Genomic DNA, 19147 nt, shown 5'->3' with positions numbered 1-19147 from the left:
GGCGCCCGTCACGCCCTAAACTCCAAGTGTTAGAGCCTTCTCATCCGTTTCGAAGTCGAAACGGGAAGGCTCTACGCCGCCCAGGCCGCGGCGAACCGACGGAGCTGGGCGCGGGCGGCAGAATCGCTCGTGACGCTGTCGGCGGCCAGGCGCAGGAACAGGTGGCCCTGGCGGTGGCGGCCCCGCGACGGCAGACCCTGGCCCACCAGCCGGATCAGGCCGCGTTCTCCCGCCTTCTTGGTCAGCCAGACGACACGGCGGCCCAGCGGGGTCTCCACCCCGATGCGGCCGCCCTCGGCCAGCAGGCGCGGCTCGATCTTCACGGTGATCCACAGATCGTCGCCGCGCACCATCATCTCGCCGTCGCCACGGATGGCGACCTCGAGTTCGGCGTTCCCGGCCCGGACGGTGTCGCCAGCCCGCATGCCGGGGGGCAGGTCGATCTTCACCCGGCGGCCGTCGGGCAGCCGGTGCTCCACCTTCCCGCCGGTCATGGCGATCAGCGGCGGCACGGCAAGGGTGGGGGAGGCGGCCATCGGCCGGGCGACGGTGGCCGGCGGCTGGCTGACCCGATCCCGCGGAGCCGGGGCGGTCTGCAGGATGTGATAGGCCTCGACGACTTCGCGGAAGCGCTCGGCGTCACCCCCCTTGCGGTCGGGGTGCGCGCGCTTGGCGGCCTCGCGGAAGGCGCGGCGCAGCTCGGCGGGACCGGCGAGGGGGCCTGCCCCCAGCACCTCGCGCGCCCGTTTCGCGCTCATCGTCGTGGAGGTCTCACCAGCCATCGCGCACAGTCTTAGGAAGACGCGGTCAATGGGGGGTTAAGCCCCTGACGCTTGAGCGACCTCTGCGCTATATGCGGAACCATGAGTGACAAGCCCGCCATCCCCGCCTCGCCCACCGAGGACGACTACGTCCGCAGCGTCACGGAGGCCGCACCGCTTCCGCTGCTGTCGGAGGAGGACCCCATGGCCCTGTTCTCCGCCTGGCTGGCGGAGGCCGTGGTCAAGGAGCCCAACGACGCCAACGCCATGGCGCTCGCCACCGCCGACGCGGCCGGCCTGCCCGACGTGCGGATGGTGCTGCTGAAGGACGCCGACGAGCGCGGCTTCGTCTTCTATTCCAACGAACAGAGCGCCAAGGGCCTGGAGCTGGCGGCCAACCCTCAGGCCGGGCTGCTGTTCCACTGGAAGTCCCTGCGCCGCCAGGTCCGGGTGCGTGGGCCCGTCTCCCACGTCAGCGAGGCCGAGGCCGACGCCTATTGGGCCACCCGCGCCAAGCCCGCCCAGATCGGCGGCTGGGCCTCCCAGCAGTCGCAGGCCCTGCCCGACCGCCTGGCCCTGGAAAAGCGCATCGCCGAGTACGGCCTGAAGTTCGGCCTCGGCAAGGTTCCGCGCCCGCCCCACTGGCGCGGCTTCCGCATCACCCCCCACGTCATCGAGTTCTGGCGCGACCGCCCCTTCCGCCTGCACGAACGGCTGGTGTTCGTGCGCGAGGGCTCGGGCTGGACCACCCAGCGGCTCTATCCTTGACCGATCCGCAGGAAGCCGAGGTCGCCGCCTGGTTCGAGGCCAAGGCCGACCGCGCCATCGAGACCGCCTGCGCCCGGGTCTATCTGGCCGGCGAGCAGGCCTTCAAGGTCAAGCGCCGGGTGGAGCTGGGCTATCTCGACTACTCCACCCTCGACCTGCGCCACTGGGCCCTGGAGCGCGAACTGAGCTTCAACCGCGCCGCGGCCTCGGACATCTACCGCGCGGTCCGGAAGGTCACGCGGACCAGCGACGGTGGCCTGGAACTGGACGGCGCCGGCGAGACGGTCGAGTTCGCCCTGGAGATGCGCCGCTTCGATGAGCATGCGGTGCTGGCCGCCCAGCCCTGGGCCGTGGACGGCCAACTCGCCGACGCGCTGGGCCGCACGGTGGCCGGCTTCCATGCGCAGGCGCCGGTGCGCCCCAACGGCGGTGGCGGCAAGGCGCTGAAATACACCATCGACTCCAACGCCCAGCTGCTGCGGGGCCTGGCCGCCCGTCTGGGGACCGAGCGCGTCGAGCAGGCGGTCATCGCCACCGACGCCGAGTACCACCGCCTGGAGCCCCTGCTGGAGGCCCGCAAGGCGGCGGGCTTCGGCCGCCACTGCCACGGCGACCTGCACCTGGGGAATATCCTGTTGGAGGACGGCCGCCCGATCCTGTTCGACTGCATCGAGTTCAACGACGTGCTGTCGGAGATCGACGTCCAGTACGACCTGGCCTTCCTGCTGATGGATCTGCAGTTCCGCCGGCGCTCCGACGCGGCGGTCCGCGCGCTGTCGGCCTATTTCGACCAGGCCGCCCGGGGCTGGGGCGACGAGCTACGGGCCGGCATGGCCGCCTTGCCGCTTATGCTCTCGGTTCGCGCCGCCGTCCGGTCCCACGTCTGCGCCTATAGCGGCGACGATGCGGGGGCCGTGGCCTATCTCGACGCCGCCATCGCCCACCTGATCCCGGTGGCGCCCTGCCTGGCGGCGGTCGGCGGACTCTCGGGAACCGGCAAGTCCACCTTCGCGCGCCTGATCGCCCCCGGCCTCGGCGCCTCGCCCGGCGCGGTGGTGCTGCGTACCGACGAGGTCCGCAAGCGCCTGCTCGGCGTCGCGCCGGACGCCAAGCTCAGCTCCGCCGTCTATTCCCCGGCCTTCTACCAGGAGGTCTACGACACGATGTTCGCCGACGCCCGCGCCCTGCTGGCCGCCGGCCGTGCGGTGGTCCTGGACGCCACCTTCATCGCGCCGGGCCTGCGCGCCCGCGCCGAGGCTCTGGCCGCCGAGATGGGGGTCACCTTCCACGGCGTCTGGCTGGAGGCCGCGCCCGAGATCCTCGCCGCCCGTATCGAGGGCCGCACCGGCGACGCGTCGGATGCGACTCAAGCCACCCTCCAGATGCAGCTCGACCGCGATGTCGGCGAGGTGACCTGGACCCACGTCGACGCCTCCGGCCCGGCTGAGGACTCCACGGAAGCCTGGTCGATCCGCTACGCGCGCGGCTGACCGACCGACCGCGGGCTGGACATAGTGGGAGTTCGTCTCACCTCCATCCGGGTTCACGCTCTGTTAGGCACTGCGCCCCAGGGTCCGATCTTGCAATTCGGAGATCGGTGTTATGGGCGCGCAACTACAGACCGCCGAGGTGTTGGAGGCCAGCGTGTCCAGCATGGTGGGGGTCCTGGCCTGGGAGATCGAACTGGCCGGCGCCCGCTGCATGAAGCTCGACGTCCTGATCGGTCAACTGATGACCATCCTGCCGCCGGAGCACCGCGAGAAGCTGGTGGAGGGCATGCACACGGTCGATCTGCTGGGCCAGCAGCTCACCAGCCTCTCGACCTTCGCCCGCCACCTCAGCGCCGGAATCCCCGAGGAGGTGACCGCCTCCGTGGAGGACGCGCTGGGTGGGATGACCCTCGGCGCCCTGGCCGACCGCATGTTCAGCGCCCTCGGCGGTGAGGAGAAGGGCATCAATGACGGCGACGAGGCGGGCGACCTTGACCTGTTCTGACGCCGCCGGCGCGATGCGAAACGGGGACGCCCGATGAACCTTGAGAGCCAGGGCCGCAGAATCCTGATCTGCGACGTCGACCGCACCGTGCTGGAGCTGCTGCAGATTCGTTTCGACCTCGCCGGCTGCCATACCTTTGTCGCCCGCACGGGCCCCGCCGCCCTGGAGACCATCAAGACAGCCCGCCCGGCCGCCATAGTCCTGGAGCTGAACCTGCCGGAGATGGACGGCTTCGACGTGCTGCGCGCCCTCAACCCGCGGGGCGACGGTATCCATTTTCCCGTGCTGGTGATGGGCAAGAAGCTGTCTGCCGAGGACATCCAGCGGGCGGTGAAGCTCGGCGCCCGCGATTGCCTGATCAAGCCTTTCAGCGGCGCCGATATGCTGGAGCGTGTCGCCCGTCAGTTCCGCCGTCACGCCCCGGCCACCCCACTGCCTAGCGCGCAGGTCGCCCGCACCGCGATGGTCTAAGGGCTGGGGAGCGCTCAGCTCGCCAGACAACCTCCGCTTCCCTTCGCGGTGAAGCTGCGGTCATTGTGAGCGGTGAACATCCTCTTCATCACCCTCGATCAGTTCCGCGGCGACGCGCTCGCCTGCGCCGGTCACCCGATCGTGCGGACCCCGCACCTGGACCGGCTGGCCCGCGAGGGCGTGCGGTTCGCCCGCCACTACAGCCAGGCCGCGCCCTGCAGTCCGGGCCGCGCCAGCCTCTACACAGGGACCTACCAGCTCAATCACCGGGTGGTGGCCAACGGCACGCCGCTGGACCGGCGCTTCGACAACCTCGCCAAGGCCGCCCGGCGGGCGGGCTACACGCCGACCCTGTTCGGCTACACCGACCAGGCGGTGGACCCCCGCGACACGACCGGCCTCGACGACCCGCGCTTCAAGTCCTGGGAGGGCGTGTTGCCGGGCTTCGAGGTGGGCCTCAACTTCGCCACCCACAATCCCGGCGTCTGGATCGACTGGCTGCGGAGCCTCGGCCACGAGGTTCCCGACGACTATGAGGGCGCGGTGGGCGGCGAGCCCGGCCGCCCCGCCGAGCACAGCCTGTCGGCCTACCACACCGACGTCCTGCTGGACTGGATCGAGGCCCAGGACGGCCCCTGGTTCGCCCACCTGTCCCAGCTTCGTCCCCACCCGCCCTACGGCGCGGCGGGTCACTTCGCGACGATGTACGATCCCGCCGACATGGCCCCGCCCATCGCGCCCTCGGACGACCGCCACCGCCTGCATGACGGCCTGCTGCGGGCGATGGGCGCGCCGGAGGACGCCACCGAGATGGCCCAGCTCCAGGCCCAGTATTTCGGCATGGTCAGCGAGGTCGATCACCAGCTTGGCCGCCTCTGGGCCGCCCTGGAGGCCTCGGGCCAGTGGCAGGACACCTTCATCGTCGTCACCGCCGACCACGGCGAGCAACTGGGCGACCACGGCCTGATCCAGAAGTCGGGCTTCTTCGAGGAGAGCTATCATATCCTGGGCATCGTGCGGGATCCGCGCGCGCCGCAGGCCCACGGCACGGTGGTCGACCGCTTCACCGAGAACGTCGATGTCCTGCCCACCCTCTGCGAGGCCATGGGTGTTCCGGTCCCCGACCAGTGCGACGGCCTGCCGCTGACGCCCTTCCTCGCGGGCGAGGACCCGCCGCAGTGGCGCGCCGCCGCCCACTGGGAGTTCGACTGGCGTGGCTCCAACATCGCCAAGGGCCCGCAGGCCTGGCCCTGGGACCGGCGGCTGGAACAGCAGAACCTGGCCGTGCTGCGTTCCGACACCGCCGCCTATGTCCAGTTCGGCGACGGCGCCTGGCTGTGTTTCGACCTGGCCGCCGACCCCACCTGGCGGACGCCTGTCACCGACACCAGTGTCGTGCTGTCACACGCCCAGGCCATGCTCACCTGGCGCGCGCAGCACACCGACCGCACCCTGACCGGCCTGCTGATCGACAACGGCGGCACAGGGCGTTGGCCGGCCGTGCACGCCTGACGCAAACAGTAACCAAACCCTTCGCGTCTGGGGCGCGCGGCGTTGCGTCCGGGCCCTGTGGAAACTAGCTTGTCGCGCGGCCCCCTAGAGGCCCAGTGGAGGACGCTTTTCGATGCAAGGCAGGATGCAGGACTGGCCGCTGACGGTCGATCGGATCATCGACCACGCCAAGTCCTGGCACGGTGACCGCGAGATCGTCTCGCGCTCCGTCGAGGGCCCCATGGTGCGCACCACCTATGCGCAGGTCCATGCGCGGGCCAAGCGCGTCTCCAATGTCCTGCGGGGTCTGAACATCCAGCCCGGCGACCGCGTCGCGACCCTGGCCTGGAACACCGCCCGCCACATCGAGGCCTGGTACGGGATCATGGGCATGGGGGCTGTGTGCCACACCCTCAACCCGCGGCTGTTCGCCGAGCAGCTCGTCTACATCATCAACCATGCTGAAGATAAGATCATCTTCACCGACCTGACCTTCCTGCCGATCCTGGCCGGAATCCGCGATCAGATCCCCACCGTCCAGCACATCATCGTCTTCACCGACGACGCCCACATGACCGCCGACCTGCCCGGCGCCCATTCCTATGAGAGCCTGCTGAGCCAGGTGTCGGAGGACGCCGTCTGGGGTGGCTTCGACGAGAATTCGCCGGCCGGCCTCTGCTACACCTCCGGCACCACGGGCAATCCGAAGGGGGTGCTCTACACCCACCGTTCGAACTTCCTGCACACCCTGGTCACCATGGGCGCCGACGTGCTCGGCATCGGCGCGCTCGACACCGTCCTGCCGGTGGTGCCGATGTTCCACGCCAACGCCTGGGGCGTGGCCTTCTCCGCGCCCGCCGTGGGCGCCAAGCTGGTGATGCCGGGCTCGAAGCTGGACGGCGCCTCCATCCACGAACTGCTGGAGAGCGAACAGGTCACCTTCTCGGCCGCCGTGCCCACGGTCTGGCAGATGCTGCTGACCCACCTGCGCGACACCAACGGCACGCTGAGCAGCCTCAAGCGCGTGGTCATCGGCGGATCGGCCGTGCCCGAGGCCATCGTGCGCGCCTTCCGCGACGACTACGGCGTGGCCGTCACCCACGCCTGGGGCATGACCGAGACCTCGCCCCTGGGCACCCAGGCCACCCCCAACCACAAGATCGCCGCCATGAGCGACGAGGACCAGCTCCGCTTTCAGCTCAAGCAGGGCCGTCCGCCGTTGGGCATCGACCTGCGCCTCACCGACGACGCCGGCCACGACCTGCCCCGCGACGGCCACACCTTCGGCAAGCTGCTGGTGAAGGGCCCGTTCGTGGTGGGGGAGTACTTCAAGGGCGACGGCGGACACATCCTCGACGACCAGGGCTTCTTCGACACCGGCGACGTCGCCACCCTGGACGAGCACGGCTTCATGCAGATCACCGACCGCGCCAAGGACGTCATCAAGTCCGGCGGCGAGTGGATCAGCACCATCGAGATCGAGAACATCGCCGCCGGCCACCCCAAGGCCGAACTGGCCGCCGTCATCGGCATGCCGCACCCCAAGTGGGACGAGCGCCCCCTGCTGCTGGTCAAGCTGCGTCCCGGCCAGACGGCGACCAAGGAAGAGTTCCTGGCGTTCCTGGAAGGCAAGATCGCCAAGTGGTGGACGCCCGACGACGTGGTCTTCGTCGATGACATCCCGCTGGGCGCCACCGGCAAGATCGACAAGAAGCTGATCCGCACGCGGATGGCCGACTATGTCCTGCCCACCGCCGTCGCGGCGGCGGCCTCGGCCATCGCACTGGCCGCCCCGCACGAGCCCAAGATCTACGCGCCCGAGCCGGAGACTCATCCGGAGCCCGTCGCCGAGGCTCATCCGCAACCCGTGGCGGAGACCCATGCCGAGCCGGAGGCCGACCACACCGGCTGGTCGCCGGCCGCCAAGCCGACCCAGGAAGAGACCTATTCCGGCCTGACCGTGGTGACACCCACGCTCACCGACACCCCGGCCGTGGGGGCCGCGGCGGAGCCCCTGGTCCCTTTCCACGCTGAGCCGCCGGTCGAGACCCACGCCGCCGAGACCGCCGCGCCCCTGACCCTAGCCACGGCGTCCGCGGCCGACGAGCCCCTGTCGTTCGCCCGCCCCAAGCCCGCCAAGCGCAAGGGCGGCGGGTTCGCGAGCTTCTATCTGAACCTCGCCACCCTGGTGGCCCTGGCGCCGGCCGTCATGGTGGGCGCCGGCATGCTGGGCACCCGCTACGGCCTGATGGACTGGAAGACCGGCCTGGGGGTCATCGCCCTGGAATGGGCGCCCAAGGTGGCCCTGATCGCCGTGGCCGCCGGCCTGCTGGGGATCATCATCGCCCTGTTCTCAGGATTCGGCCGCTACTGGGCCCGCGCCCTGATGGTGCTGATCCTCTGCGGCGCGACCTTCGGGGCCTATATCTGGGCCCGCCAGGCCCAGGTGACCAATCCGCCGATCAACGATGTCTCCACCGACTGGACCATGCCCCTGACCTTCTCGCAGAAGATGATGCGCGAGCGGGGGCCTGAGGCGATCATGGTGGAGGCCGACCCCATCCGGCCGCTGGATTCCGCCCCCTATGCCGGCCGCCGCATCGCCGACATCAACGCCGAGACCTGCGCCCAGGCGCGCCCCCTGCTGCTGTCGGCCGCCCCGGGCGCCGCCTACGCCAAGGCCAAGGCCGCCGTCGAGCAGGCGGGCCTGACTCTGGTCACCGACGATCCGGCATCGGGCCGCATCGAGGCCACCGGCCGCAGCACCGCTTTCGGATTCAAGAACGACGTGGTGGTCCGCCTGCTGCCGGCCCCCCAGGGGACCCGCATCGACGTCCGCGCCATCAGCCGCGTCCCCGTCGCCGACTCCGGCGCCAACTGCGCCCGGGTGACGGAGCTCATCGGCGCGATGCGGAGCTGATTTTCTGGGCGTTGGGGCTGGGTTCACTAGCGTGGCCAAAGCCACAGGAGCGTCACTCGGCTGAAGTGAGTGACCCTTCGGGATTCGCAAATCTAGGATGATCTTGTCTCGATATTGGGTAGGAATATATCGCCAAGGGAGATCGAATGTCGTTCGAAGAAAAGAGGCAAAGAATTCGGAAATTCAGAAGGGCCCTGAGAGTATCTCTCGTATCTTCATTTTCGATATTAATGCTTGTAGCGATTGTCTCACATTATTTAGATAACACGATAGTGCAGGTTTTCGCTGTGATTCTTTTCTTTGTATCGGGGTGTTCTCTGTTAGGAATATTGCTTATGCGTGCCGCGGAGGAGTTTTCAGACCGAAGCTAAGCCCTCCCATCTTTCGGTGCATTGAGCGATCTCGTTAGGATAGGGGTCGCGTTACGAAAAATATCCGCTAGGGACTAGCAACCTAGCCCGCATGTTGCGGTAATGTTGGTGACGGCACGCTCGATTTCGTCAGATCTCGGCTTCGGTGTGGACCTCCCTCGATGCGACATCCAAGCCTCACTCACGCCTCACTCACGCCGCCCGGTACTCGCTGTCCGGCCCGGGCTCTCCGTCCGTCGTCACCATCCCCCGCCGCACCAGGTCGATCATGTGGCCCAGCACCGAGCGGGCGGCGGCCGGGTGCAGCCGCGGATCGACGTCGGCATAGAGCACCGGCACCATCTCGCGGATCTTGCCGTGGCCTTCGGTCACCGCCTTCAGCACCTGGGCCTCGCGAGCCCGGCGGTGGGCGATATAGGCGTCGATGAAGGGGGTGACATCGGTGATCGGCGGGCCGTGGGTCGGCCACAGCACCGAGAACTCGCGGGCCTTCACCTTGTCCAGGCTGTCCATGTAGTCGGTCATGTCGCCGTCCGGCGGCGTGATCACCGTCGTCGACCAGCCCATGATGTGGTCGCCGGAGAACAGGGCGTTCTCCTCCCTTAGCGCGTAGCAGATGTGGTTGGAGGTATGGCCCGGGGTGGCGATGGCCTCGATGGTCCAACCCGGCCCCTCGATCACCTGGCCGCCGCCGCACAGGCTGACATCGGGGGCGAAGTCGTGGTCGTGGCCGGCCTCCATCCGCACGCCGCTGTCGTCGGTGGGCGCGTGGGCCACGGCGCAGCCATAGATAGGCGCGCCGGTGCGGGCCTTCAGCGGCCCGGCCAGCGGTGAGTGGTCGGAGTGGTGGTGGGTGATCAGGATGTGGGTGATCGTCTCGCCCGGCTCCAGGGACGCCAGGATCGCCTCCAGATGGTCATCCATGTCGGGGCCGGGATCGATCACCGCCACCTCGCCGCGCCCGACGATATAGGTGCCGGTGCCCAGATAGGTGAAGGGCCCAGGATTGTTGGCCACCACCCGCCGGATCAACGGCGAGACCTGGTCCACCTTGCCGTAGTCGAACTTGATCTCGCGGACATAGGGAATCATCGGGCGGTCTCCTTCGGAAGCGTGACAGCCTGAAGTGGGTACCGGTTCAGGCGACCGTCACGCGATAAACTAAAGAAGCGGGAGGCGTTTATCGACTCCCGCGGCGCGCTCTTTGCGCTGTGACGCCTCAGTTCAGGATTGTGAGGCGGTTATGGCGGCGCAGGCGGTGATGTTTGTTTCAAAACGGCTTCAGCGGGTGGTCTTCGCCCTGATGTGTCTCATGACGGCGCAACTGGTTCTCACGATGGCCAGCTGCGAGCCCGACGAACCGGCCCTGCTGGGCGCGGTCCGCGTGCCCATTTCATACCCTGGTTAGAGTGCGATAGCCAAAAGTGGTCACCGGTTTTGGCGGCCATCGCACGCACCTTAGGATGCCGGCAGCACACCGTTCAGGTCGTAGCCGGCCTGCTGCCCAAGCTCGACCAATTCGTCGCGGGACCGCGCGCCGTCCATGGCCTCGCCCAGCGACCAGGTGATGATCGACCGCGTGCCTGACCGGCAGAAGGCCAGCACCGGGCCCTCGGAATTCTCCAGAATCGACCGTTCCTGCGCCACCTGATCCTGGGTCGGACCGCCGCGAACCGGGATGTAGGCATAGGCCAGGCCCGCCGCCTTGGCCGCGGTCTCGACCTGCGCGCTCGTCGGCTGGGCCGCGTCCTCGCCGTCGGGGCGATTGTTGATCACCAGCTTGAACCCCAGGTCGGCGGCCCTTTGCAGGTCCTCCAGGGTGATCTGGGGGCTGACGGAGAGTTGGTCGGTGACGCGTCGAAATTCGATCATGGTCTGACTTCACTTGAGTTGGGAGGAGGCCCTTCGTTGACATCATCGGGGGGCGATGAAACTTTCGCAACGCCCGGCCGTCAAAAGGCCCTCCACCTCGAGCTCCCAAATCCATGTTGCGTTTCATAGGCCGCCGACTCCTCGTGGCCATCCCGACGCTGTTCCTCGTCGTCACGCTCGCCTTCTTCATGATGCGCGCGGCGCCCGGCAGCCCCTTCGACATGGACCGCAAGCTGTCCCCCGAGATCGAGGCCAACGTCATGGCCAAGTACGGGATGAACAAGCCGCTCGGCGCCCAGTACGTCGACTATCTGAAGGGCGTGCTGCACGGCGATTTCGGACCGTCCCTGAAATACAAGGACAAGACCGTCCTGCAGATCCTGCAGGAGAACTTCAAGGTCAGCCTGACGCTCGGCCTCTCGGCCATCACCCTGGCCGGCGCCATCGGCGTGACCCTGGGGGTCATGGCGGCGCTGCGGCAGAACGGCTGGGTGGACTACGGCGTCATGGGGGTGGCCATCATCGGGGTCTGTATCCCCACCTTCGTCACCGCCCCGCTGCTGGTTTTGCTGTTCGGCTCGATCCTGCAATGGCTGCCCAATGGCGGCTGGAATGACGGGGCGATCGCCAACCTGATCCTGCCGATCACCGTGCTGGCCCTGCCGCAGATCGCCATCATCTCGCGCTTGACCCGGGCGGGCATGATCGAGGTGCTGCATTCCAACTATGTCCGCACCGCCCGCGCGAAGGGCCTGCCGGCCCACCGGGTGGTGTTCAAGCACGCCCTGCGCGCCGCCATCCTGCCGCTGGTCAGCTACCTCGGCCCCGCCTGTGCGGGCCTGCTCACCGGCTCCCTGGTGGTGGAGAAGATCTTCAACCTGCCGGGCCTGGGAAAGTTCTTCGTGATCTCCGCCCTGCAGCGCGACTACACCGTCGTCATGGGCATGGTGATCTTCTACGCCGCCCTGATCCTGTTCCTGAACCTGGTCGCCGACCTGCTCTATGCGGTCCTCGATCCCCGCGTGAGGTTGTCGTGAGCACTCCTATTCTCGCTCCCGGCTCGCGCGAAGGCGCGGCCCTCATGGAGACCGCCGTCCGCGGCCGCAGCCTGTGGGATGACGCGCGGCGTCGGCTGTTGCGCAACTGGGGCGCGGTCGGCGGCATGATCATGCTGGCCGTGCTGGTGCTGGTGGCGATCATCGGCCCGCACGTGGTCCCCTTCGCCTACGACCAGATCAACAAGGGCGACGTCTGGGCCGCTCCGCTCACCGGCGGCCATCTGCTGGGCGCCGATTCGCTGGGGCGTGATTTGCTGGCCCGGCTGCTGATGGGTCTGCGGGTGTCGCTGGCCATCGGCCTCATCGCCACCCTGGTCTCGCTGGTCATCGGCGTCGCCTGGGGCGCGGTGGCGGGCTTCGTCGGCGGGGTGGTGGACGAGGTGATGATGCGAATCGTCGACGTGCTCTACTCGCTGCCCTTCATCTTCTTCGTGATCCTGCTGATGGTGACCTTCGGCTCCAACATCATCCTGATCTTCATCGCCATCGGGGCGGTGGAGTGGCTGACCATGAGCCGGATCGTGCGCGGCCAGACCCTGTCCCTGAAGCACAAGGAATTCGTCGAGGCGGCCCGCGCGGCCGGCCTGACCCAGGGCTCGATCATCGCCAAGCACATCGTGCCCAACCTGCTGGGGCCGGTGGTGGTCTATGTCACCCTGACCATCCCGGCCGTCATCCTGGCCGAGAGCTTCCTGAGCTTCCTCGGTCTCGGCGTGCAGCCGCCCATGGCCTCGCTCGGCACCCTGATCGCCGGCGGCGCCCAGGACATGGAGCTGGCCTGGTGGCTGCTGGTCTTCCCGTCGCTGACCATGGTGGTCACCCTGATGAGCTTCAACTTCATCGGCGACGGCCTGCGCGACGCGATTGATCCGAAGGACCGGTGAAGGATGTCCTTCTCCCCTTGCGGGAGAAGGTGGCCCTGCGGAGCAGGGTCGGATGAGGGGTCGCTAGGCCTATCGGGTAAGGGCAGTTGGACGATGCGCGGAGAGGGGAGTGTGACCCCTCATCCGACCGGTCTCCGACCGGCCACCTTCTCCCGCACGGGGAGAAGGCCTTCCTATCCCTACTTCACCCGCCGGGCCCGCACCGCGTGCTGGCCGTCGAGGTTCATGAAGTATCCCATGGAGGCCTTGCGAATCTCGGCCTTGGAGCCGGGCTTGGGCGCACGGCCCAGGGTCTCGTCGTCGTTCTGCGCCCAGACCGCCCCGCCCTCCAGCTCCACGGTCCAGCGCCGGTCGCCGCCCTGATAGGCGCGGACCACGGTGGTGGTCACCCGGTCCAGGTCCTCGGGCTTCTCGCCGCGGTCGAACATGGCCAGGGACGGCATGGTGAAGCCGAAGGCCTGCTTGCGCGCGGCGCGGGCCTGGTCGCGGTCCACCACCACGATGTCGCCCTTCTTCTCGGCGACATCCAGGCTGGAGACGGCGGCGTCGTAACAGGCCAGCCGCTCGGCCGCCTCGGTCTTGCCCTTGCAGTCGATGAGGTTCTGGAAGACCGCCGTCCGCGCCTCGGACTTGGGCTCGGCGGCCGCCGATGCGCTCGTAAGGACAAAGGCGGTCAAGGCGGCCAGCTTTAAGCGCGTTGGAAACTGTGTCATCCGTGGCCTCATGATCTCGATTACCCGCATTGATAAGGCGCTGCGGTTGCGCGGCAAGCCGCTGATCGTGGCGCTCGCCGCCTTTTCGCTCCTGGCCCTGGCCGGTTGCTCGCAGAAGGCTTCACGTCCGGCCTGTCCCGCCGGCCAGATCTGCCTGCAGGCCGGCAACGGCTCGGAGCCCGCGACGCTGGATCCGCACAAGGCCACCGGCACGTGGGAGGATCGGATCATCTCCGACATGACCATCGGGCTGCTGACCTCCGACGCCGACGGCAAGTCGATTCCGGGCATGGCCGAACGCTGGACCACCAGCGCTGATGGCAAGACCTGGACCTTCTATCTGCGCGACGCCGTGTGGTCCGACGGCGTGCCGGTCACCGCCGACGACTTCGTCTTCTCCCTGCGCCGCATTCTGAATCCGAAGCTGGCGTCGGAATATGCGTCGCTGATCTACTTCATCAAGAACGCCCAGCCGGTGAACGAGGGCAAGCTGCCCGATACGGCGATCGGCGCGCGCGCCATCTCGCCCAAGGTGCTGGAGATCACCCTGGAGCACCCCGCCCCCTACATCACCGAGCTGGCCAAGCATCAGACCATGCTGCCGGTGCCCAGGCACGTGGTGGAGAAGTGGGGCGACGCCTGGAGCCAGCCGGCGCACTACATCTCCAACGGCCCCTACATGCTCAAGAGCTGGGCGCTCGGCGACCATGTCGGCGTGGTGAAGAACCCGCGCTTCTACGACGCCAAGAACGTCTGCATCGACCAGATCAACTACTACCCCACCAACGACGCCATCGGCGCCGAGCGCCGTGTGCTGCGCGGCGAGCTCGACATGAACGCCGACATCCAGTCCAACCGCATCGCCTTCCTGCGCAAGAAGATGCCGGAATACGTCCACACCCACACCTATCTCGGCGTGGCCTATCTCGCCTTCAACTCCGCGGTGCCGGCCTTCAAGGACAAGCGCGTGCGCCTGGCCCTCGACATGGCCATCGACCGTGACTTCATCACCGGCAAGCTGCTGCGTGGCGGTCAGACCCCGGCCTACACCTTCGTGCCGCCGGGCGTGGCCAACTATGTTCCAGCCGCCGCGCCGATCTGGTCGACCTGGCCGCTGGAACGCCGACAGGTGGAGGCCCGTCAACTGCTGGCCCAGGCTGGCTATGGCCCGAAAAATCCGCTGAAGATCGAGATCAAGCACCGCAACACCCCCGACCCGATGCTGTTCATGCCGGCCATCCAGGCCGACTGGAAAGCCATCGGTGTCGACGCGGCCCTGGTGCAGAACGAGACCCAGATCGCCTATGCCGCCTATCGCTCGCGGGACTTCCAGGTCGCCGACGCCGCCTGGATCGCCGATTTCAACGACGCCATGAGCTTCCTCTATCTGCAGCAGTCGTCGACGGGGTCGCAGAACTACGGCGACTACAAGAACCCGGTGTTCGACGCCCTGCTGGCCCGCGCCGACAACGAGAGCGACGTCAAGGTTCGGGCCGGCTACCTCGCCCAGGCCGAGCACATCATGCTGGAGGACGCCGCGGTGGCGCCGGTGTTCTTCTACGTGAACAAGAACCTGGTCTCGCCGAAGATCACCGGCTGGAAGGATAACCTCGTCGATCAGCATCGGTCGCGCTGGCTCTGTATGCGCTAGAGCCTGATCCGTTGAGGTGGAATCGCTTCGCGATTCGGCCGATGCGGTGAATCAGGCTCCAGATGTAGGCCAGAGCCTGATTCACGCTTCAGCCGGGACCGCTACGCGGTTCCGTCTAAAGCGATCATGCTCTAGGGGGGCGATGCTGAGCTCATGACGGGGTTCGACCAGACACGACGGGGCCTGATCGCGGGTCTGGCGGCGACCGGCCCGCTGGCCGCCTGCGCCACGGCCCTGCCCAGTCCGCGCCGGATGATCCAGGTCAACCTCACCGACACGCCCCTGCCGCCCGTCACCGCGCCCAGCCCGCCGCCGCCCGCGCCCGACACCGCCCTGCAGGCCGGCTTCGACCCGGTCCAGCGGATGACCGTGCCGGTGATGGTGGAGGGCAAGGGACCCTTCACCTTCGTGGTCGACACCGGCGCCAACCACTCGGTCCTGGCCGCCGAGACCGCGCAAGGGTTGAACCTGCCCAGCGGCGGGACCGCGGCGATCCACGGCATCGCCGGAGTCGAGCCCGCCGAGACGGTCTATGTCCGCCAGATGATCATCGGCAGCGTGGTCACCAAGCGCCTTCGGATGCCGCTGGTCTCGCGCCGCAACCTGGGGGCCGACGGCCTGCTGGGGGTGGACGTCCTGACCCGGCGCGACGTCCAGCTCGACTTCGAGCGCAACCGCTTCAACATCGCGCGGTCGGACTCCAGTTTCCGGCAGGTGGCCACCACCGGCGGCACGGGGCGGCTGGCGACTCCCATGGCCAATCCCAACCTTGTCGTTGTCCCGGCCCGCTACCGGTTCGGCCAGCTCACCATCATCGACGCCGAGGTGGGCGTCGGCCTGCCCATCACCGCCTTCCTGGATTCAGGCGCCCAGTCGACGGTGGGCAACCTGGCCCTGCGCAACGCCGCCTTCCTGCAGGAGCCGGGCCTGGCCCTGAAGACCCTGCGGGTGCAATTGGTCAGCGCTACGGGCCAGACGGTCTCAGGCGACCTGGCGCGTTTGCCGGGTCTACGCCTGGGGGGCTTGCGGATCGGCAACCTGTCCTGCGTCTTCGCCGACCTGCACACCTTCAAGATCTGGGACCTGGTGGACCGCCCGGCCATCCTCATCGGGATGGACGTCATGCGCCACTTCAAGACCATCGAGCTCGACTTCGGCCGTCGCGAGGTGGTGTTCGAGACCGGCGCGAAGGCATCGCCGAGCGCGGTCGGGCTGCCGGCCTCGGCCCCGCCGAGTTAGCCTTTCCAGTTTATCATCGTCATCCCCGGGCTTGTCCCGGGGACCCATGATCTCCGCCTCACCACAGGACGCGCGACTCCGCCGCGGACATTTACCGCGCCACGGAGATCATGGGTGGCCGGGACAAGCCCGGCCATGACGATCAAAGAGAAATGTGCTCTTTGAGGAGCAACGCCGCCCTTAGAAAGCCCCCGGCCTCGGGGCCAGGACGGCGGCGTGGCCCTCGCTGCGCAGGCGTTCGTCCACCAGGCCGTCCAGGGTGCTCTGGGCGCGCGGATCGCCCATGATCCAGGCCGCGGCGGCCAGGGTCTTAAGTGAGGTGGCCGAGACGCCCAGCACGCCCTCCAGGGCCTCGAAGGGTGAGCTCTGCTTGGTCATCCGCTTCAGGCGAACCTCGCCCTTCAGGTCGGCCAGGGCCTTGGCCTTGTCCACCGCCTGGTAGAAGCCGCCGATTTCGTCGACGAGACCCAGCTGACGGGCCTGGGCGCCGGTCCAGACCCGGCCCTTGGCGATCTCCCGCACCCGCGCCTCGGGCAGGTGGCGGCCGTCTGCCACGCGGGCGATGAAGTTGGCGTAGATCTGGTCCATCCAACCGGCGAAGGCCGCGCGGTCGCTGGCGGAGAACTCCTGGCCCATGCCGAAGGCGCCGGCATAGGGACTGCCCACCCCGGTCTCACGCACGTCGACGCCGTACTTGGCCAGCGCCGGGCCCAGGGCGAACTTGCCGCCATAGACGCCGATGGAGCCGGTCAGGGTGGTGGGCTGGGCGACGATCGCCGAGGCCTGGGAGGAGATCCAGTAGCCGCCCGAGGCCGCATAGGTGCCCATGGAGACCACCACCGGCTTCCTGGCCGCCTTGGCCGCGCGCACGGCGGCCAGGATCTGCTCGGAGGCGGTGTCGGAGCCGCCGGGCGAGTTCAGGCGCAGGACGATGGCCTTGACGTTCTTGTCATCCACGGCGTCGTAGATCGCCTTGGAGAGGTCGTCGGAATAGATGGTCGAGCCGCCGGTGAACGGATTGCGGGTCCCGTCCTTGCCGGTGACGATCGCGCCTTCGCCCTCGATCACCGCGATGGCGGGGCCCGAGCCCGTGCTGCGCTCATGGTTGGCGCGCATGTAGTCGGTGAAGTCCACCAGCTTGGCGCCGTCGCCGGCCTTGGCCAGGATCGCGGTCTGCGCCTCCTTCACCTGGCCGATTTTGTCGATCAGCCCCAGCTTGGCGGCGTCCTCGGCCAGGTAGGGGCCGGCCTCGATGGCGGCCTGCAGGGCGGCGGGGTTCTTCTTGCGGTCCAGGGCCGCCGTGGTCAGGCCGGTGCGATAGATCGAGCCCATCCAGGACAGGGTCGATTCCTTATGGGCCGGCGTATAGTCGTCGTGCAGGTACGGATTGACCGCGTTCTTGAATTCGTAGCGCTGCTCGTAGTCGGCCTTGACGCCGTACTTGTCGAACAGCCGCTTGAAGAAGATGTCCTCATTGGCCAGGCCGGTGACCTGGAACGAGGCGCCGGGCTGCATCCACAGGTTCCCGGTCGAGGCGCCCAGCATATAGGTCGCCGTCACCACGCCGGAGGGATAGAGGCCCTGGCTGTGGGCCAGGATCGGCTTGCCGGCCGCCTGGAAGTGCTTGAAGGCCAGGCGCAGCTCGTCGGCCTGGGCCGGCTCCATGCCGCCTTCGGGCAGGCGCACCAGCACGCCCTTCACCTTGCCGTCGGTCTCGGCCCGGCGAAGGGTCTCGATCACCGACATCACCGACATCGACTTGCGCCCGAAGGCGGCGAGGGGATTGGACGGGTCCTGGTCGCTGAGCGACTCGCGCAGGTCCAGCGACAGCACCGCGTGCGACGGCGTCGCCTCGGGCCGCGTGGCGTTGGCCGCCATGGAGATCAGCAGGAAGGGCACGCCCACGAGGAACAACACCAGGCCCGCGAAAACGCCGGCCGCGGTGATCAGAAACTGCTTCATGGGAATCCCGGGCGAGAAGGTCGCTCTAACCTATATGGCCTCGGGTCTCGTTCAAATGAAGTCCCTGCAATCGCCGCGAGAGAATTGGGTTCTGCTGGATAGCCACCCAAAGCCGCTCGTCCCGGCGAAGGCCGGGATCCAGGTCGTAGGTCACGAAGTGCGCCAGAAATCCTGGAAGCTGAAGCTGTATCTGGGTCCCGGCCTTCGCCGGGATGAGCGGAGTATTGTTAGGCGGCCAGGGCCAGGCTCTTGGGCAGCACGTTGTCCAGCGACAGCAGGCTGACGATACCTTCGTCCGTCGACATCACCGCGTCGACGAATTCGCGCACCTGGTCGGCGCCCACATCCGGCGGCTCGTGCAGCATGTTCTCGGTGACCGTCAGGATGTCGCAGACCGCGTCCACCAGCAGGCCGACTTCGCGGTCATGAATCTGGGTGACCACCACGACCGAGGACTGGTTCGGCGTCGCCATGCCCAGGCCCAGGCGCGAGGCCAGGTCCACCACCGGCAGGATCGAGCCGCGCAGGTTGATCATCCCCAGGACGTGGGAAGGCGCGTGGGGCAGGGGGGTCGAAGCCGTCCAGCCGCGGATTTCGCGCACCGACATGATGTCGATGGCGAACTGCTGCCCGCCGGCCATGATGGAGATCAGCTCGGCGCCGACATGCGGCAAACCCCCGGTCGCTTGCATCAGAACTTCCCCGTTAGATGGCCGTGCGGCGGCGTTGCACACGACGCCAGCCCCAGGTGTGAACCGCTGTGGTTAATGTTTCGGAAATCGCACGGGAGAAGCCGCGACGTCGGCGGCGCGGCGCGTTGTCGCGCTTGCCGGGCCATATCGGCGGTTCTGGAGGGTTTGCGGGGAAAGACACGATCCCGCAGGGGCGGGAAAGTGATTGGTCGGAGTGGCAGGATTCGAACCTGCGACCCCCGCGTCCCGAACGCGGTGCTCTACCAGACTGAGCCACACTCCGACTTGAGGAGGGGGCT

General features: G+C 67.9%; 17 protein-coding genes and 1 tRNA gene. 11 read left to right on the top strand and 7 right to left on the bottom strand.

Annotation, left to right across the window (positions count from 1 at the left end; all coding sequences use genetic code 11):
• Positions 1 to 71 precede the first annotated feature (71 nt).
• Positions 72 to 782: a DnaJ domain-containing protein gene (locus JKL49_RS16220; RefSeq protein WP_215341683.1), complete on the bottom strand. Its 711-nt coding sequence runs from the start codon at positions 780 to 782 to the stop codon at positions 72 to 74.
• A gap of 81 nt (positions 783 to 863) precedes the next feature.
• On the opposite strand from JKL49_RS16220, the gene pdxH reads away from it, so the two are divergent.
• The 6 genes from pdxH (at position 864) to JKL49_RS16190 (ending at position 8406) form a co-directional block, all read left to right on the top strand.
• Positions 864 to 1529: a pyridoxamine 5'-phosphate oxidase gene (pdxH, locus tag JKL49_RS16215; RefSeq protein WP_215341682.1), complete on the top strand. Its 666-nt coding sequence runs from the start codon at positions 864 to 866 to the stop codon at positions 1527 to 1529.
• The gene (locus JKL49_RS16210; RefSeq protein WP_215341680.1) at positions 1526 to 3019 is read left to right on the top strand and encodes a bifunctional aminoglycoside phosphotransferase/ATP-binding protein; all 1494 of its coding nucleotides are present in this window, start codon (positions 1526 to 1528) and stop codon (positions 3017 to 3019) included. The genes pdxH and JKL49_RS16210 overlap by 4 nt, the downstream gene beginning before the upstream one ends.
• Positions 3020 to 3131: 112 nt before the next feature.
• On the top strand, positions 3132 to 3524 hold the full coding sequence (locus JKL49_RS16205) for a hypothetical protein (RefSeq protein ID WP_215341679.1): 393 nt from the start codon (positions 3132 to 3134) through the stop codon (positions 3522 to 3524).
• A gap of 33 nt (positions 3525 to 3557) precedes the next feature.
• Complete coding sequence (locus tag JKL49_RS16200) at positions 3558 to 3995, top strand: response regulator transcription factor (RefSeq protein ID WP_215341676.1); 438 nt, start codon at positions 3558 to 3560, stop codon at positions 3993 to 3995.
• A 72-nt stretch (positions 3996 to 4067) separates the two neighbouring features.
• The gene (locus JKL49_RS16195; protein WP_215341674.1) at positions 4068 to 5507 is read left to right on the top strand and encodes a sulfatase-like hydrolase/transferase; all 1440 of its coding nucleotides are present in this window, start codon (positions 4068 to 4070) and stop codon (positions 5505 to 5507) included.
• A gap of 112 nt (positions 5508 to 5619) precedes the next feature.
• Positions 5620 to 8406 (top strand): long-chain-fatty-acid--CoA ligase, encoded by a 2787-nt coding sequence (locus tag JKL49_RS16190; RefSeq protein WP_215341672.1) that lies wholly within the window; start codon positions 5620 to 5622, stop codon positions 8404 to 8406.
• Between the two features lie 563 nt (positions 8407 to 8969).
• Here JKL49_RS16190 and JKL49_RS16185 read toward each other — a convergent pair.
• Positions 8970 to 9869, bottom strand: coding sequence for an MBL fold metallo-hydrolase (locus JKL49_RS16185; RefSeq protein ID WP_215341670.1), 900 nt, complete (start codon positions 9867 to 9869; stop codon positions 8970 to 8972).
• 151 nt (positions 9870 to 10020) lie between these two features.
• Here JKL49_RS16185 and JKL49_RS16180 point away from each other — a divergent pair, with 151 nt between their 5' ends.
• The gene (locus tag JKL49_RS16180) at positions 10021 to 10185 is read left to right on the top strand and encodes a hypothetical protein (RefSeq protein ID WP_215341668.1); all 165 of its coding nucleotides are present in this window, start codon (positions 10021 to 10023) and stop codon (positions 10183 to 10185) included.
• Positions 10186 to 10235: 50 nt separating this feature from the next.
• On the opposite strand, the gene JKL49_RS16175 is transcribed toward JKL49_RS16180, so the two are convergent.
• Positions 10236 to 10649 (bottom strand): TIGR01244 family sulfur transferase, encoded by a 414-nt coding sequence (locus JKL49_RS16175; protein ID WP_215341666.1) that lies wholly within the window; start codon positions 10647 to 10649, stop codon positions 10236 to 10238.
• Between the two features lie 113 nt (positions 10650 to 10762).
• On the opposite strand from JKL49_RS16175, the gene oppB reads away from it, so the two are divergent.
• Complete coding sequence (gene oppB / locus JKL49_RS16170; RefSeq protein ID WP_215341664.1) at positions 10763 to 11686, top strand: oligopeptide ABC transporter permease OppB; 924 nt, start codon at positions 10763 to 10765, stop codon at positions 11684 to 11686.
• Complete coding sequence (locus tag JKL49_RS16165) at positions 11683 to 12591, top strand: ABC transporter permease (protein WP_215341662.1); 909 nt, start codon at positions 11683 to 11685, stop codon at positions 12589 to 12591. The genes oppB and JKL49_RS16165 overlap by 4 nt, the downstream gene beginning before the upstream one ends.
• 179 nt (positions 12592 to 12770) lie before the next feature.
• Here JKL49_RS16165 and JKL49_RS16160 read toward each other — a convergent pair whose 3' ends face one another.
• Positions 12771 to 13268, bottom strand: a complete 498-nt coding sequence (locus JKL49_RS16160) for a hypothetical protein (RefSeq protein ID WP_215341659.1) — start codon at positions 13266 to 13268, stop codon at positions 12771 to 12773.
• 46 nt (positions 13269 to 13314) lie between these two features.
• On the opposite strand from JKL49_RS16160, the gene JKL49_RS16155 reads away from it, so the two are divergent.
• Positions 13315 to 14955 (top strand): peptide ABC transporter substrate-binding protein, encoded by a 1641-nt coding sequence (locus JKL49_RS16155; protein ID WP_215341658.1) that lies wholly within the window; start codon positions 13315 to 13317, stop codon positions 14953 to 14955.
• Between the two features lie 153 nt (positions 14956 to 15108).
• On the top strand, positions 15109 to 16194 hold the full coding sequence (locus JKL49_RS16150) for a retroviral-like aspartic protease family protein (protein ID WP_215341656.1): 1086 nt from the start codon (positions 15109 to 15111) through the stop codon (positions 16192 to 16194).
• Between the two features lie 180 nt (positions 16195 to 16374).
• On the opposite strand, the gene sppA is transcribed toward JKL49_RS16150, so the two are convergent.
• The 3 genes from sppA to JKL49_RS16135 all read right to left on the bottom strand — a co-directional run bounded on the left by sppA (position 16375) and on the right by JKL49_RS16135 (position 19131).
• Positions 16375 to 18156 (bottom strand): signal peptide peptidase SppA, encoded by a 1782-nt coding sequence (gene sppA, locus JKL49_RS16145; protein ID WP_215341654.1) that lies wholly within the window; start codon positions 18154 to 18156, stop codon positions 16375 to 16377.
• Between the two features lie 227 nt (positions 18157 to 18383).
• On the bottom strand, positions 18384 to 18848 hold the full coding sequence (locus tag JKL49_RS16140) for a chemotaxis protein CheW (protein ID WP_215341652.1): 465 nt from the start codon (positions 18846 to 18848) through the stop codon (positions 18384 to 18386).
• 206 nt (positions 18849 to 19054) lie between these two features.
• Positions 19055 to 19131: transfer RNA gene (locus tag JKL49_RS16135), tRNA-Pro, on the bottom strand.
• Positions 19132 to 19147: the final 16 nt, after the last annotated feature.

Origin of the sequence: Phenylobacterium glaciei (assembly GCF_016772415.1) — a bacterium.
Classification (GTDB): Bacteria; Pseudomonadota; Alphaproteobacteria; order Caulobacterales; family Caulobacteraceae; genus Phenylobacterium; species Phenylobacterium glaciei.
The sequence above is the reverse complement of the archived record's forward strand: the minus strand, read 5'-3'. Positions and strand labels throughout refer to the sequence as shown.

Excerpts from the sequence above, each read along its gene's own strand:
- JKL49_RS16220 (WP_215341683.1), bottom strand. The coding sequence starts at position 782 with ATGGCTGGTGAGACCTCCACGACGATGAGCGCGAAACGGGCGCGCGAG.
- pdxH (WP_215341682.1), top strand. The coding sequence starts at position 864 with ATGAGTGACAAGCCCGCCATCCCCGCCTCGCCCACCGAGGACGACTAC.
- JKL49_RS16205 (WP_215341679.1), top strand. The coding sequence starts at position 3,132 with ATGGGCGCGCAACTACAGACCGCCGAGGTGTTGGAGGCCAGCGTGTCC.
- JKL49_RS16200 (WP_215341676.1), top strand. The coding sequence starts at position 3,558 with ATGAACCTTGAGAGCCAGGGCCGCAGAATCCTGATCTGCGACGTCGAC.
- JKL49_RS16190 (WP_215341672.1), top strand. The coding sequence starts at position 5,620 with ATGCAAGGCAGGATGCAGGACTGGCCGCTGACGGTCGATCGGATCATC.
- JKL49_RS16185 (WP_215341670.1), bottom strand. The coding sequence starts at position 9,869 with ATGATTCCCTATGTCCGCGAGATCAAGTTCGACTACGGCAAGGTGGAC.
- JKL49_RS16180 (WP_215341668.1), top strand. The coding sequence starts at position 10,021 with ATGGCGGCGCAGGCGGTGATGTTTGTTTCAAAACGGCTTCAGCGGGTG.
- JKL49_RS16175 (WP_215341666.1), bottom strand. The coding sequence starts at position 10,649 with ATGATCGAATTTCGACGCGTCACCGACCAACTCTCCGTCAGCCCCCAG.
- oppB (WP_215341664.1), top strand. The coding sequence starts at position 10,763 with ATGTTGCGTTTCATAGGCCGCCGACTCCTCGTGGCCATCCCGACGCTG.
- JKL49_RS16155 (WP_215341658.1), top strand. The coding sequence starts at position 13,315 with ATGATCTCGATTACCCGCATTGATAAGGCGCTGCGGTTGCGCGGCAAG.
- JKL49_RS16150 (WP_215341656.1), top strand. The coding sequence starts at position 15,109 with ATGACGGGGTTCGACCAGACACGACGGGGCCTGATCGCGGGTCTGGCG.
- sppA (WP_215341654.1), bottom strand. The coding sequence starts at position 18,156 with ATGAAGCAGTTTCTGATCACCGCGGCCGGCGTTTTCGCGGGCCTGGTG.
- JKL49_RS16140 (WP_215341652.1), bottom strand. The coding sequence starts at position 18,848 with ATGCAAGCGACCGGGGGTTTGCCGCATGTCGGCGCCGAGCTGATCTCC.